Consider the following 14,531-nt stretch of genomic DNA (forward strand, 5'->3'; position numbering starts at 1 on the left):
TCAAAGCGCCTTAACCAGCTCCGGCACGGCCTGGAACAGGTCGGCCTCCAGCCCGTAGTCGGCCACCGAGAAGATCGGCGCCTCCGGGTCCTTGTTGATCGCCACGATCACCTTGGAGTCCTTCATGCCGGCCAGGTGCTGGATCGCCCCGCTGATGCCCGCGGCGATGTACAGCTGCGGCGCCACGATCTTGCCGGTCTGCCCGACCTGCAGGTCGTTGGGCGCGTAGCCGGCGTCCACCGCCGCGCGGCTGGCTCCGATCGCCGCGCCGAGCTTGTCGGCCAGCGGGGTCATGACTTCGTTGAATTTCTCCGCGCTGCCCAGCGCCCGTCCGCCGGAGACGATGATCTTGGCGGCGGTCAGTTCGGGGCGTTCGCTCTTGGCGATTTCCGAGCCGAGGAAGGCGCTCTTGCCGGTGTCGGCGACGGCGGCGAGGCTTTCCACCGCGGCGCTGCCGCCGCTTTCGGCGGCAGCGTCGAAGCCGGTGGTGCGCACGGTGATGACTTTGACGCTGTCGCCGCTTTGCACGGTGGCGATGGCGTTGCCGGCGTAGATCGGGCGCTCGAAGGTGTCGGCGCCGATGACTTTGGTGATGTCGCTGATCTGGGCGACGTCCAGCCTGGCGGCTACGCGCGGGGCGACGTTCTTGCCGCCGGCGGTGGCCGCGAACAGGATGTGGCTGTAGCCGCCGGCGATGGCCAGGACTTGGGCGGCGATGTTTTCGGCCAGGGCGTGGGCCAGGCTGGGGGCGTCGGCGTGCAGGACTTTGGCGACGCCGGCGATCTGGCTGGCGGCCTGGGCGGCGGCGCCGGCGTTGTGGCCGGCGACCAGCACGTGGACGTCGCCGCCGCAGGCTTGGGCGGCGGTGACGGTGTTCAGCGTGGCGCTTTTGAGGCTGGCGTTGTCGTGTTCGGCGATGACGAGGATGCTCATGGCGTGTCTTTCTTCAGATGACCTTGGCTTCGTTCTTGAGCTTGGCCACCAGGGTGGCGACGTCGGGGACTTTGATGCCGGCCGAGCGTTTGGGCGGTTCGCTGACTTTGAGGGTCTTGAGCTTGCTTTGCACGTCTACGCCGAGGTCTTCGGGCTTGACGGTCTCCAGCGGCTTTTTCTTGGCCTTCATGATGTTGGGCAGCGTGACGTAGCGCGGCTCGTTCAGGCGCAGGTCGGTGGTGATGACGGCCGGCGTGGCCAGTTCCAGCGTCTCCAGCCCGCCGTCGACTTCGCGGGTCACCTTGACTTTGTCGCCGGCCACTTCGACTTTGCTGGCGAAGGTGGCCTGGGGCAGTTCGGCCAGCGCCGCCAGCATCTGGCCGGTCTGGTTGCAGTCGTCGTCGATGGCTTGCTTGCCCAGGATCACCAGCCCGGGTTGTTCCTTGTCCACCAGGGCCTTGAGCAGCTTGGCCACCGCCAGCGGCTGCAGTTCGGCGTCGCTTTGCACCAGGATCGCGCGGTCCGCGCCGATGGCCATGGCCGTGCGCAGCGTCTCCTGGCATTGCGCCACGCCGCAGGACACCGCCACCACTTCCGTGGCCGCGCCTTTTTCCTTCAGGCGCACCGCCTCTTCCACCGCAATCTCGTCGAACGGGTTCATCGACATCTTCACGTTCGCAATGTCCACCCCGCTCGCGTCCGACTTCACCCGGACTTTCACGTTGTAGTCCACCACGCGCTTGACGGGGACCAGGATCTTCATGGGCTCTCTCCTCAGATGGCGCGCTCGGCGCGCAGTTGTGCAATCGATTCGGACGTCCAGCCGAGCTCGTTCAGGATGGCGTCGGTGTGCTGGCCCAGGTCGGGCACGGAATCCATGCGCGGCGCGAAGCTGCTGGTGCTGGCGGGCGGCAGCAGCGCGGGGATCGGGCCGGTCGAGGTCTCCACCTCGGTCCAGCGCCCGCGCGCCTTGAGCTGCGGGTGCTGCCAGACGTCGTGCATGGTGTTCACGCGCGCGTTGGCGATCTGCGCCTCGTCCAGCCGCTGCAGCACCTCGTCGGCCGTCAGCTTGGCGAAGCTGTCGACGATCAGCGCCCGCAGGGCCTCGCGGTTGGCCACGCGGCGCGAGTTGGCGGCGAAGCGTTCCTCGGTGGCCAGGGCCGGCTGGCGCAGGACCTTGTCGCAGAACTTGGCCCATTCGCGCTCGTTCTGCAGGCCCAGCATGATGGTGGCGCCGTCGCCGGCGGGGAACGGCCCGTAGGGGTAGATGGTGGCGTGCGCGGCGCCGGCGCGCGGCGGCGGCGCCGCGCCGTCGAACGCGTAGTACAGCGGGAAGTTCATCCACTCGACCATGCTCTCCAGCATGGACACGTCGATGCGGCTGCCCTGGCCGGTCTTGCCGCGCTGGATCAGCGCTGCGAGGATGCTGCTGTACGCGTACATGCCGGCGGCGATGTCGGCGATCGAGCAGCCGGCCTTGGCCTGTTCGTCGGGCGTGCCGGTCACGGACAGGAAGCCCGACTCGCTCTGGATCAGCAGGTCGTAGGCTTTCTTGTCGCGGTAGGGGCCGGGGTTGCCGGGCGCGTCGCCGTAGCCGGAGATGTCGCAGACGATCAGCCGCGGGTGTTTCTCGTGCAGCGCCTCGAAGGACAGGCCCAGCCGCGCGGCCGCGCCGGGCGCGAGGTTCTGCACCAGCACGTCGGCCTGCTCCAGCAGTTGGGCCAGCACCTGCTGCGCCTGCGGATGCTTGACGTCCAGCGTGAGGCTTTCCTTGGAGCGGTTGGTCCAGACGAAGTGCGAGGCCAGGCCGCGCACGCGCTCGTCGTAGGCGCGGGCGAAGTCGCCGGCGCCGGGGCGCTCGACCTTGATCACGCGCGCACCCAGGTCGGCGAGCTGGCGCGTGCAGAACGGCGCGGCGATCGCGTGTTCCAGCGTGACGACGGTGATGCCGTCCAGGGGGCGGGTCATGGCGCGGCCTCCTGCGTCAGAACGAGCGCGGCAGCCCGAGGATGTGCTCGGCCACGAACGAGTAGATCAGGTTCGTGGAGATCGGCGCCACCTGGTACAGCCGGGTCTCGCGGAACTTGCGCTCGATGTCGTATTCCTTGGCGAAGCCGAAGCCGCCGTGCGTCTGCAGGCAGACGTTGGCCGCCTCCCAGCTGGCCTTGGCCGCCAGGTACTTGGCCATGTTGGCCTGCGCGCCGCAGTTCTGGTGCGCGTCGTAGCGCTTGCAGGCCTCGAAGCGCATCAGGTTGGCCGCCTCGACTTCGATCAGCGCGTCGGCGATCGGGAACTGCACGCCCTGGTTCTGGCCGATCGGCCGGTCGAACACGACGCGCTCGCTGGCGTACTTGCGCGCCCGCTCGATGAACCAGTAGCCGTCGCCGATGCACTCGGCGGCGATCAGCGTGCGCTCGGCGTTCAGCCCGTCCAGGATGTACTTGAAGCCCCGGCCTTCCTGGCCGATCAGGTTCTCCTCGGGAATCTCCAGGTTCTCGAAGAACAGCTCGTTGGTCTCGTGGTTCACGAGGTTGGGGATCGGCCGCACGGTCAGGCCGTTGCCGGTGGCCTGGTGCAGGTCGACGATGAAGATCGACATGCCCTCGGACTTCTTCTTCACCTCGGCCAGCGGCGTGGTGCGCGCCAGCAGGATCATCAGGTCGGAGTGCTGCACGCGGCTGATCCAGACCTTCTGGCCGTTGACGACGTAGCGGTCGCCCTTCTTGACGGCGGTGGTCTTGATCTTGGTGGTGTCGGTGCCGGTGGTCGGCTCCGTGACGGCCATGGACTGGATGCGCAGCTTGCCGGCGGCGATGCCGGGCAGGTACTTGTCTTTCTGCGCCTTGGAGCCGTTGCGCAGCAGCGTGCCCATGTTGTACATCTGGCCGTGCACCGCGCCGGCGTTGCCGCCGGAGCGGTTGATCTCCTCCATGATCACCGAGGCGGCGGTCAGGCCCAGGCCGGTGCCGCCGTACTCCTCGGGGATCATCGCGGCCAGCCAGCCGGCCTGGATCAGCGCGTCGACGAAGGCCTCGGGATAGGCGTCGTCGGCATCGATCTTGCGGAAGTACTCGTCCGGGAACTGCCGGCACAGCTGGCGCACGGCGTCGCGGATCTCCTGGTGGTCGTCGCTCTCGTTGAACATGGTTCGGTCTCCTGGGGTCTGGGGGTTGGACTTGCGGGATTCGGATTCAGTACAGGGTGACGGTGGCGTCCATCGCCAGCAGGCCGTCTTCGGTGCGGGCCCACAGCTTCACGGTGTCGCCGTCCTGCCGTCCGCAGACGGCGAACGGCGCGGTGTCCAGCAGCGGCTTGACGGCGCGGAACTGGAAGGTCTTCACGCGCGCCTCGGGCAGTTGGCGGCGCAGCAGGTCCAGCAGCAGCGTGGCGATCAGCGGGCCGTGCACGACCAGGCCGGCGTAGCCCTCGACCTCGGTGACGTACTGGCGGTCGTAGTGGATGCGGTGGCCGTTGAAGGTCAGCGCCGAATAGCGGAACAGCAGCACGGGGTCGGGCACGATGCGGCGCTCCCACTGCGCGTCGGCGGGCGCGGCCACGCCGGCCGGCACGGGCTCGCCGGGCGCCGGCATGTCGCGGTAGACGATGTCCTGCTCTTCCAGGATCGCGAGCTGGCCGTCGCCGCGCACCTCGTGGCGCACGTTCACGAACACCAGCGGGCCGGTGCGGCCTTCCTTGAGCCGCACGTCCAGGATGCGCGAGGTGCGCGACAGCACCTGGCCCACGTGCAGCGGCGCCGGGAACTCGATGCGGCTGCCGGCCCACATGCGCCGCGGCAGCGGCACCGGCGGCAGGAAGCCGCCGCGCTGCGGATGGCCGTCGGGCCCGACCTGCGACTGGCGCGCCACCGGCAGGAAGTACAGCCAGTGCCAGCAGGGCGACAGCACGTCGCCGGGCCTGGGCGCCGCGTCGTCGCGGTCCAGCGTCGCGGCGAGCGCGCGCACGGGCGCGGCCGTGGCCACGTCCTCCAGCGTCTCGGTGCGGCCGATCCAGCCGCGCAGGTGGTCGATGTCCAATGCCATCCAGTGTCTCCTCGTTGTGCGATGGTTGCGCATTCTGCAAGCCGCGCAGCTATCTGTGAAATACTTTGTGCGGCTAACAGCTAGCTGGATCCCATCTACATCGACCATGGAACTGCGGCAACTGCGCTATTTCGTCGCCGTCAGCGAGGCCGGCAGCCTGCTGAAGGCCTCGGCGCGGCTGCACGTGGCCCAGCCGGCGCTGGGGCAGCAGATCGCCGCGCTGGAACACGAGCTGGGCAGCCGGCTGTTCGACCGCTCCAGCCGCGGCATGCAACCGACCGAGGCCGGCAAGGTGTTCCTGCAGCACGCGCAGGTGGTACTGGCCGACGTGGAGCGCGCGCGCATGGCGGTGCGGGCGTCCTCCGCCATCGTCTGCGGCGAGGTCGCCATCGGCCTGCCGACCACGGTGGCGCTGATCGCCACCACGCCGATCCTGCAGGCCTGCCGGCGCGAGCTGCCGCAGGTGCGGCTCAAGGTGGTGGAAGCCTACAGCGGTTTCCTGCGCGAATGGCTGCTGTCAGGCCGGCTGGACCTGGCGCTGCTGTACGGCGACCCGTCCGACGTGATGCTGGCCAAGCAGCCGCTGCTGGAGGACCGGCTGGCGCTCGTCACCGCCCCGCGCAGCGCCCCGCTGCCCGAGGCGCTGCCGCTGCCGGCGCTGCAGGACTGGCCGCTGGTGCTGCCGGGCAGCGAGCACGGGCTGCGCCGCATCATCGACGAGGCTTGCGCTCCGCTGGGCCTGGCGCTGCACGTGGTGGCCGAGATCGAGTCCCTGCCCAGCGTCAAGAAGGCGGTGCAGGCGCGCATCGGCAGTACCGTGCTGCCGATGGGCGCGGTGGCCGAGGAGGTGGCGGCCGGCACGCTGTGCGCCGCCGCCATCGACAGCCCGCGCATGGCGCGCCGCGTGCTGTGCGCGACCAACCTCTCGCGCCCGCCCACCGCGGCGGCCACGGCCGTGAACGCGCTGGTGCAGCGGGTGCTGCAGGAGATGGTGGCCGGCGGCACCTGGCCGGCACGCTGGATCGGCGCCGCGAAGCCGTAGCCCCGCTGATAATCCCGGCGACCATGCGCTGCGCCGCCCGCTTCCGTTCGCTCGCCCACGGCCTGATCGGCCGCGCGGCGCTGCTGTGGTTCGGGCTGGCGCTGCTGGCCGCCGCCGCGTCGCCGCTGGTGCATCCGCAGGCGATGGAGCTGGTCTGCTCGGCCGGCGGCAGCGTCAAGCTGCTCGTGCACACCGACGACGGCGTGCAGGAGATGGGCGCCTCGCACCTGGACTGCGCGGCCTGCCTGCCGGCCGGTGGCGCGCCACCGGCACCCGCCGCGCTGCGATGGCCGCCGCCGGCGCCGCCCGGCCACGCGCTGCGACCCATCGTAGCTGCGCGCACCGCGTCGGCCGCGGCCGCGCCGCTGCCGGCACGCGGGCCGCCCGCGGCCTGAGCTTCGCGCACCGTCCGTCCGTCGCCGCGGCCGCGCATCGCACGGCGCCCCCGCGACGCCCGGGCCGACTGCGCTCCGCCTGGCGGCCGCACGGTGGCCGCTCGGCACGCCCGTCGCCGCCAGTGGCGTCGACGACTGGACGACGACCCGTACCGGAATTTCCTCCGGCCCGCAGCGCATAGACACGCGCACCGCGGAGCCGAGACCCGAGCCCCCTCTTTCCCCAAAAGGACGACACCATGCCGACCTCCGCCCACCCGATCGCCCGCTGCATCGCCGCCGGCGCCCTGCTCTGCGGCGCCAGCGCCTTCGCCCACGTCGCACTGCCGCCGGGCGGCGCCACCGCCGGCAGCGACTACGAGGCCGCGTTCCGCGTCGGCCATGCCTGCCAGGGCGCCAAGGCCACCACCGGCCTGACCGTCCGCCTGCCGCCCCAGGGCTTCACGCTGCTGGACGTGCCCGCACGCACCGGCTGGAAGATCGAACGCGACGCCGGCACCGTGCGCTGGACCGCCGACAGCGCGGCCAGCGCCCTGCCCGCGGACCAGCCCGCCGAATTCGTGCTGCGCGGCAGGCTGGGCAGCACGCCCGGCCCGCTGTACTTCAAGGTGCTGCAGCACTGCGACACCGGCAGCACCGACTGGGCCCAGTTGCCCAGCGGCGCGGCCGGCGAGAAGCTGCCCCTGCCGGCCGCACGGCTGGACGTGCTGCCGCCCGGCGTGGCCGCCGTGCACGTGCAGGACGGCTGGGTGCGCGCCAGCGTGCCCGGCCAGCGCGGCACCGGCGCCTTCATGAAGCTGCAGGCCCCGGCCGGCGCCCGCCTGGTGGCCGTCGAGTCGCCGGCCGCCGGCGTGGCCGAGGTGCACGAGATGAAGCTGGAAGGCGACGTCATGCGCATGCGCGCGGTCGACGCCCTGCCGCTGCCGCCGCGGCAGACCGTCGAACTGAAGCCAGGCGGCTACCACGTGATGCTGATGGACCTGAAGCAAGCGCTGCCCGCCGGCAGCACGGTACCGCTGACGCTGCGCTTCAAGGACGCGGCGGGCGCCGACGCCCGCCTGGAAGTCGAGCTGCCCGTGCGCAGCGCGCCGGCGCAGGCGGCCGCAGGCGCCGGCCACCGGCACTGACGCACGACCGGCATGCCGGGGAGACCCGGGATATCCCCGATGCCCCGGCAGGCGCCAGCGTGAACTCGCTCACGGCACGTTCATACGCGCCCGGTATTCTCCAACCCCGCCTGTCCATGCGAACACATGGGCAAAGGAGACTGGGCCTCTCCCGCTCGCCCGGAGCGAAACCCGGGCGCCAATTCCACGCTCCGCCGCCTGCCGGCGGGGCGTCCGCGCAGCAAGCGCCGCGGTCCTCCACACGATTCCACGACCACCCGGAAAGCAAAAAGGGCAGCCCGCATGGGCTGCCCTTTTCAACATCGAGTGGTGCCGGCAAGAGGAGTCGAACCCCCGACCTTCGCATTACGAATGCGCTGCTCTACCAACTGAGCTATGCCGGCCGAAACCGAAACTGCCTGCCGCTGGCAGCAGGCAAAGCCTGCTCCGGCGAAGCCCGCGATTATAGCTTTACTTTTCCAGGTGATAGCGCGTGACGCGCTCGACCTCGTTCTTCGAGCCCAGGATCACGCTCACGCGCTCGTGCAGCTTGGCCGGCTGCACGTCCAGGATGCGCTCGCGGCCGTTGGTGGCGGCGCCGCCGGCCTGCTCGACCAGCCAGCCCATGGGGTTGGCCTCGTACATCAGGCGCAGCTTGCCCGGCTTCTCGGGCTCGCGCTTGTCCCAGGGATACATGAAGATGCCGCCGCGCGTCAGGATGCGGTGCACGTCGGCCACCATGCTGGCGACCCAGCGCATGTTGAAGTCCTTGCCGCGCGGGCCTTCCTTGCCGGCCAGGCATTCGTCGATGTAGCGCTTCACCGGGGCGTCCCAGTGGCGCATGTTGCTCATGTTGATCGCGAATTCCTTGGTGTCCTCGGGAATGCGCAGGTTCTCCTGCGTCAGCACGAAGGAGCCCTGCTCGCGGTCCAGCGTGAACATGGCCACGCCGTCGCCGACCGTCAGCACCAGCGTGGTCTGCGGGCCGTAGATGCAGTAGCCGGCCGCGACCTGCTTGCAGCCGGCCTGCAGGAAGTCGGACTCCTGCACGCCGGGATGGTCTTCGGGCTTCTTCAGCACGCTGAAGATGGTGCCGATGCTGACGTTCACGTCGATGTTGGACGAGCCGTCCAGCGGATCGAACAGCAGCAGGTATTCGCCCTGGGGATAGCGGTTCGGCACCACGTAGATGCCTTCCATCTCCTCCGAGGCCATGGCGGCCAGGTGGCCGCCCCATTCGTTGGCCTCGATCAGCACCTCGTTGGCGATGATGTCGAGCTGCTTCTGCAGCTCGCCCTGCACGTTCTGCGTCTCGGCCGCGCCGAGCACGTCGCCGAGCGCGCCCTTGTTGACGGCGAAGCTGATGCGCTTGCAGGCGCGCGCGACCACCTCCAGCAGCAGGCGCAGCTGCGCCGGGATGTGGCCGTCCACCCGCTGCTGCTCGACCAGGTAGCGGGTCAGGGAGACTCTCTGGGTCATGGGGATTCCTCGTGGAAATGAAAGATCAGTCGAGCGCGCGGGTGACGACCTCGCGCACGTCGTTGGACAGGTCGGGCTTGGCCGCCACCCGGGCCAGCGCCTCGCGCGCGGCCGTGCGGTAGGGCTCGGCCAGCTTGCGCCAGCGGTCCAGCGCACGCGCCAGCCGCGCCGCGACCTGCGGGTTGATGCCGTCCAGCTCGATCACGCGCTCGGCCCAGAACACGTAGCCGGCCGCGTCGCGGCGGTGGAAGCCGCCCGGGTTGGCGTTGCAGTAGCTGAAGATCAGGCTGCGCGCGCGGTTGGGGTTGCGCAGCTGGAAGTCCGGGTGCGCCATCAGCTGCTTGACGGCCGGCAGCACGTTGCCGTCGCGGTCCGGCGCGCCGGCCTGCAGCGCGAACCACTTGTCCAGCACCAGGGCCTCGTCCTTGAACATCGCGTGGAAGCGCGCCAGCGCCTGCGCGGCCAGCGGGTGCGCACTGCCGACCAGGGCCGACAGCGCGTTGAAGCGGTCGGTCATGTTGCCGGCGTCCTTGAAGCGCTGGTAGGCCTTGCCGGGCCAGACCGCATCGCCGCTGGCACGGGCGGCCAGGCACAGCTGGGCCAGCGCCAGGCCGGCCAGCGCGCGCCGGCCGCTAGAGACCGGATCGGGCCGGTAGGCGCCGTTGTCGCGGTGCGCCTCGTAGGCCCACTGCCAGTCCTCGAACAGGGCCGTGGCCAGTTGCTCGCGCATGGCGTCGCGCACGGCGTGGATGCGCTGCGGGTCGACCTCCTCCAGCTGCTCGGCCAGGTAGCCCTCGGAGGGCAGCGTCAGCACCAGCTCCTTGAAGGCCGCGTCCAGCGCCGGGTGGCGCAGCACGGCGCGCATGGCGTCCACGAAGGCGGCGTCCAGCGGCGGCTGCGCGGGGGTCCAGCCCGCGTCGCCGATCGCCCGCAGCGCGCGGCGCAGGGCCAGGCGCTGGCCGGCCTCCCAGCGGTTGAACGGGTCGCTGTCGTGCGCCAGCAAGGTCAGCAGCTGGGCATCGGTGTAGTCGATGTCCAGGATCACCGGCGCCGAGAAGCCGCGCAGCAGCGAGGGCACGGGCTCGGCCGCCAGGCCCTCGAACACCAGTTCGTGGTGCGGCTCGGTCATCACGAACAGCGCCGGCTGGCCGGTGGCGAGTTCCTGGCCGTCGGCGGCGAGCAGGCCCAGCGCGACCGGGATCACGAAGGGCTCCTTGTGCGGCTGGCCCGGCGTGGGCGGGCAGCTCTGGGACAGCTGCAGCACGTAGCGGCCGGTGGCGGCGTCGAACCGCCCCGCGGCCTGCACGCGCGGCGTGCCGGCCTGGCCGTACCAGCGCTTGAACTGCGGCAGCCGGCGCGCGAGCTCGGAGTCCGGGTTGGCGTCGGCGATGGCCTGCGCGAAGTCGTCGCAGGTCACGGCCTGGCCGTCGTGGCGCGCGAAGTACAGCTTCATGCCCGCCGCGAAGCCCTCGCGGCCGACCAGGGTCTGCATCATGCGCACGACCTCGGCGCCCTTCTCGTAGACCGTGACGGTGTAGAAGTTGTTGATCTCGACGTAGCTGTCGGGCCGCACCGGGTGGGCCATCGGGCCGGCGTCCTCGGGGAACTGCGCGGTGCGCAGCACGCGCACGTCCTCGATGCGCTTGACGGCGCGGGCCGAGGGCTCGGCGCACAGGTCCTGGCTGAACTCCTGGTCGCGGAACACCGTGAGGCCTTCCTTCAGGCTCAGCTGGAACCAGTCGCGGCAGGTCACGCGGTTGCCGGTCCAGTTGTGGAAGTACTCGTGGCCGACCACCGACTCGATGTTGGCGAAGTCCACATCGGTCGCGGTGGCCTGGCTGGCCAGCACGTACTTGGTGTTGAAGATGTTCAGGCCCTTGTTCTCCATGGCCCCCATGTTGAAGTCGCTGGTCGCGACGACCATGAAGCGCTCCAGGTCCAGCGCCAGGCCGAAGCGGGCCTCGTCCCAGGCCACCGAGGCCATCAGCGAGCGCATCGCGTGCTCGGTCTTGTCCAGGTCGCCCGGGCGCACGTAGACCTGCAGCAGGTGGTCGCCGCCCAGGCGCGAGCGGATGCGCTGCTCGCGCGCGACCAGCTTGCCGGCCACCAGGGCGAACAGGTAGCAGGGCTTGCGGTGCGGGTCGACCCACTTGGCGTAGTGGCGGTTCTCGTTGCCCTCGCCGGCCAGCGGGCCGTGCTCGACCAGGTTGCCGTTGGACAGCAGCACCGGGTAGAGCGTCTTGTCGGCACGGAGCAGGACGGTGTAGCTGGCCATCACGTCCGGACGGTCCAGGAAGTAGGTGATGCGGCGGAAGCCCTCGGCCTCGCACTGCGTGAAGAACGAGCCGTTGCTGACGTACAGGCCCATCAGCTTGGTGTTCTTGGCCGGCGCGCAGGTGGTGAAGATCTCCAGCGTGAACGGGCCCGCCTCGGCCGCGGGCAGGTCCTCCAGCACCAGCTGGTCGCCCTCGATGCGGAACGAGGCGCCCTGGCCGTCGACCAGCACGCGCGCCAGGTTCAGTTCCTCGCCGTCCAGGCGCAGCGGCTGGGCCGGCACGTCCGGGTTGCGGCGCAGCACCATGCGGTTCAGCACGCGGGTCTTGGCCGGGTCCAGGTCGAAGGTCAGGTCGACCGTGTCGATCCAGAAGGCCGGGGCCTGGTAGTCCTCGCGGCGGATGGCCACGGGCGGTTGGCTCTGCGCATCACGCATGTGCAACATCGAGCATCTCCAGAAATTTCGAATGGGCGAGTTCTTGGTAGTCGCGCACGGCGGCGACCACGTGCGGGCCGGCGAGCTCTTCGGGCGCGTGCGTGCTGCACACGGCGACGGCGCGCATGCCGGCGCGGCGCGCGGCCTCGATGCCGAAGGGCGCGTCCTCGAACACGATGCAGTGCGCGGGCGCCACGCCGAGCCGGCGCGCGACTTCGAGAAAGATGGCGGGCGTGGGCTTGCCGGACAGGCCCTCGTCGCCGCCGACGACGGCCTGCGGCCGCTGGCGCCAGGCCAGCCGGCCGAGCACGAAGTCGATGTTGTCGCGGTCGCCGGCCGTGCCCATGCCCAGCTTCAGGCCGCGCGCGGCGGCAGCGGCGGCGAAGGCCGAGAAGCCGGCGATCTCGCGGAAGTCCGCGGCGAACAGCGCGCGGTAGATCGCTTCCTTCTGGCGCACCAGGGCCTGGGCCTCGGCCGGCGGCAGGGCGCGGCCGAACACCTCGGCCATGCACTCGACGCCGGTGCGGCCGTTGGTGCGGGCCATGATGTCGGCGGCGTCCAGCGCCAGGCCGTGGTGGCGGCAGAAGTGCACCCACGAGCGTTCGTGGAACGGCAGGGAATCGACGATGGTGCCGTCCATGTCGAAGATCAGCGCCTCGGTCCTCATCAGATGCCCTGCTTCAGCGAGGCTTCGATGAACGCATCGAGGTCGCCGTCCAGCACCTTCTGCGTGGCCGAGATCTCGACGTTGGTGCGCAGGTCCTTGATGCGGCTGTTGTCCAGCACGTAGCTGCGGATCTGGTGGCCCCAGCCGACGTCGGTCTTGCCTTCCTCCAGCTTCTGCTGCTCTTCCATGCGCTTGCGCATCTCGTGGTCGTACAGGCGCGAGCGCAGGCGGCGCCAGGCCACGTCGCGGTTGCTGTGCTGGCTGCGGCTGTCCTGGCACTGCACGACGATGCCGGTCGGCATGTGCGTCAGGCGCACGGCCGAGTCGGTCTTGTTGATGTGCTGGCCGCCGGCGCCGCTGGCGCGGTAGGTGTCCACGCGCACGTCGGCCGGGTTGATCTCGATCTCGATGGAGTCGTCGATCTCCGGGTACACGAAGATGCTGGCGAAGCTGGTGTGGCGCCCGCCCGAGCTGTCGAACGGCGACTTGCGCACCAGCCGGTGCACGCCGGTCTCGGTACGCAGCAGGCCGAAGGCGTACTCGCCCTCGACCTTGATCGTGGCGCTCTTGATGCCGGCGGTGTCGCCGGGCGACTCGTCCTCGACCGTGGTCTTGAAGCCCTTGCGCTCGGCGTACTTGAGGTACTGGCGCAGCAGCATGCTGGCCCAGTCGCAGGCCTCGGTGCCACCGGCGCCGGCCTGGATGTCGACGAAGCAGTTCAGCGGGTCGGCCGGGTTGCCGAACATGCGTCGGAACTCCAGCGCCTCGACTTCCTTGGCGAGCTTGCCGCTCTCGGTCTCGATCGTGGCCAGGCCGGCGTCGTCGCCCTCGTCCCGGCTCATCTCGTACAGCTCGGCGTTGTCCGCCAGCTCGCGGCCCAGGCGCTCCAGCGTCACGACCACGTCTTCCAGGGTCTTCTTTTCCTTGGCGAGTTCCTGGGCCTTCTTCGGGTCGTTCCAGACCGCCGGGTCTTCCAGCGCAGCGTTGACGGTCCTCAGGCGTTCGGCTTTGGCATCGAAGTCAAAGATACCCCCGTAGGTCCTGGGTCCTTGCGGCCAGGTCCGCCAGCTGGGTGCCGATCTGGTTGATGCGTTCTGCGTCCATGGTGCGTGCTCGTGTGGTCGGTGGCGCCTTGCGGCGAAACCGGCGATTTTCTCATGCGTGCGCCCGCCGGGCGGGCGGCGGCCCGGCCGCGGCGCGCGCGGCTACCGGTCCAGGAATTGCGCCATCCGCGCCGCCACGGCGCCGGGCTGGTCGTGCTGCAGCATGTGGCCGGCGTCCTCGATGCGCACCACGGTGCAGTCGGCGATCTCGCGCAGCCGCGCGTGGTAGTCGTCCAGCGTGTAGTGGCCCGGCCACCATTTCGCCAGGCTGTCGTCCGCGGCCTCCATGGCCAGCACCGGCGCCGTGATCGCGCGGTACAGCGCCAGCACGTCGTCCACGCGCATCGGCTGCGCGAAGACGATCTTGTGGGCCTCGTCGCCGAGGATGCGCCAGGCGCGGCGCCCGTCGGGCTGCGCGACTTCGGCCGACCACTGGCGCGCCAGCCAGTCGGCCTGGTCGCGCGGCAGCCGCGGGTTGGTCTTCATCAGCCGGCGCGCCACGCCGTCCACGCTGTCGTAGCGCGCCAGCGCCATCCGGCCGCCGTGGAACTGCTTGAGCTCGTCCATCCAGCGCGCGTAGCGGGCCGGTACGTCCGCGCTGCCGGCGGGCGGCGGGCCGAAGCCCTCCAGGTTCACCAGCCGGCGGATGCGCTGCGGGCGGATGCCGGCGTACAGCATGGCCACGTTGCCGCCCATGCTGTGGCCGGCCAGGTGCACCGGGCGGTCCGGCGCGTAGTGGTCCAGCAGGAAGTCCAGGTCGGCCAGGTAGTCGCCGAACCAGTAGTTGTCCACCGGTGCGGCCGTGGTCAGGCCGTAGCCGCGCCAGTCCGGCGCGATGACGAAAGGCTCGCCCGGCAGCGCATCGACGACGAACTGCCAGGAGGCCGACACGTCCATCCAGCCGTGCAGCAGCACCAGCGGCGTGCGGCCGGGCGCCGGCTCGCCCCACAGCCGCACGTGGTAGTCGTGCAGGCGGATCGGCACGAAGTCGCTGCGGGACGGGCGGATCGGCTGGTACATGGCGGCGATGGTAGCCAGGGCCTGCGCCCGAAGTGG

General features: G+C 70.5%; 13 protein-coding genes and 1 tRNA gene. 3 read left to right on the forward strand and 11 right to left on the reverse strand.

What is annotated here, in order from left to right:
• Genes QM782_RS02375 through QM782_RS02395 form a run of 5 tightly spaced genes read right to left on the reverse strand, consistent with a single transcriptional unit; the run spans position 1 to position 4,973 of the window.
• A complete protein-coding gene (locus tag QM782_RS02375) occupies positions 1-933 on the reverse strand; it encodes an electron transfer flavoprotein subunit alpha/FixB family protein (protein WP_415201338.1) in 933 nt (310 codons plus the stop codon).
• A gap of 13 nt (positions 934-946) precedes the next feature.
• Complete coding sequence (locus QM782_RS02380) at positions 947-1,696, reverse strand: electron transfer flavoprotein subunit beta/FixA family protein (RefSeq protein ID WP_415201339.1); 750 nt, start codon at positions 1,694-1,696, stop codon at positions 947-949.
• Between the two features lie 11 nt (positions 1,697-1,707).
• On the reverse strand, positions 1,708-2,901 hold the full coding sequence (locus QM782_RS02385; protein WP_415201340.1) for a CaiB/BaiF CoA transferase family protein: 1,194 nt from the start codon (positions 2,899-2,901) through the stop codon (positions 1,708-1,710).
• A 16-nt stretch (positions 2,902-2,917) separates the two neighbouring features.
• Positions 2,918-4,078: an acyl-CoA dehydrogenase family protein gene (locus QM782_RS02390; RefSeq protein ID WP_415201341.1), complete on the reverse strand. Its 1,161-nt coding sequence runs from the start codon at positions 4,076-4,078 to the stop codon at positions 2,918-2,920.
• Between the two features lie 46 nt (positions 4,079-4,124).
• The gene (locus tag QM782_RS02395; RefSeq protein WP_415201342.1) at positions 4,125-4,973 is read right to left on the reverse strand and encodes a MaoC family dehydratase N-terminal domain-containing protein; all 849 of its coding nucleotides are present in this window, start codon (positions 4,971-4,973) and stop codon (positions 4,125-4,127) included.
• Between the two features lie 106 nt (positions 4,974-5,079).
• Between QM782_RS02395 and QM782_RS02400 the strand changes: the two genes are divergently transcribed.
• The 3 genes from QM782_RS02400 to QM782_RS02410 all read left to right on the forward strand — a co-directional run bounded on the left by QM782_RS02400 (position 5,080) and on the right by QM782_RS02410 (position 7,537).
• Entirely contained in the window at positions 5,080-6,015 is a 936-nt protein-coding gene (locus QM782_RS02400) for a LysR substrate-binding domain-containing protein (RefSeq protein WP_415201343.1), read from the forward strand.
• 23 nt (positions 6,016-6,038) lie between these two features.
• Positions 6,039-6,410, forward strand: coding sequence for a DUF2946 family protein (locus QM782_RS02405; protein WP_415201344.1), 372 nt, complete (start codon positions 6,039-6,041; stop codon positions 6,408-6,410).
• 239 nt (positions 6,411-6,649) lie between these two features.
• Positions 6,650-7,537 carry a copper chaperone PCu(A)C gene (locus QM782_RS02410; RefSeq protein WP_415201345.1) on the forward strand — a complete coding sequence of 296 codons (888 nt, stop codon included), beginning with the start codon at positions 6,650-6,652 and terminating at the stop codon, positions 7,535-7,537.
• Positions 7,538-7,844: 307 nt separating this feature from the next.
• Here QM782_RS02410 and QM782_RS02415 read toward each other — a convergent pair.
• From QM782_RS02415 to QM782_RS02440, 6 genes are all read right to left on the reverse strand, one after another.
• A tRNA-Thr gene (locus tag QM782_RS02415) sits at positions 7,845-7,920 on the reverse strand.
• A 67-nt stretch (positions 7,921-7,987) separates the two neighbouring features.
• Positions 7,988-8,995, reverse strand: coding sequence for a class 1 fructose-bisphosphatase (locus QM782_RS02420; RefSeq protein ID WP_415201346.1), 1,008 nt, complete (start codon positions 8,993-8,995; stop codon positions 7,988-7,990).
• 25 nt (positions 8,996-9,020) lie between these two features.
• Complete coding sequence (gene pepN / locus QM782_RS02425; RefSeq protein WP_415201347.1) at positions 9,021-11,714, reverse strand: aminopeptidase N; 2,694 nt, start codon at positions 11,712-11,714, stop codon at positions 9,021-9,023.
• Positions 11,698-12,372: an HAD family hydrolase gene (locus QM782_RS02430; protein ID WP_415201348.1), complete on the reverse strand. Its 675-nt coding sequence runs from the start codon at positions 12,370-12,372 to the stop codon at positions 11,698-11,700. The genes pepN and QM782_RS02430 overlap by 17 nt, the downstream gene beginning before the upstream one ends.
• A protein-coding gene (gene prfB / locus QM782_RS02435) for a peptide chain release factor 2 (protein WP_415201349.1) occupies positions 12,372-13,476 on the reverse strand; the annotation gives its coding sequence in 2 pieces (ribosomal slippage) (positions 12,372-13,394 and positions 13,396-13,476; 1,104 coding nt in all). Before prfB ends, QM782_RS02430 begins: the two co-directional genes overlap by 1 nt.
• A 101-nt stretch (positions 13,477-13,577) precedes the next feature.
• A complete protein-coding gene (locus tag QM782_RS02440; protein ID WP_415201350.1) occupies positions 13,578-14,495 on the reverse strand; it encodes an alpha/beta fold hydrolase in 918 nt (305 codons plus the stop codon).
• Between the last annotated feature and the right edge of the window lie 36 nt (positions 14,496-14,531).

Source organism: Pseudorhodoferax sp., from assembly GCF_047601025.1.
Classification (GTDB): Bacteria; Pseudomonadota; Gammaproteobacteria; order Burkholderiales; family Burkholderiaceae_C; genus Pseudorhodoferax.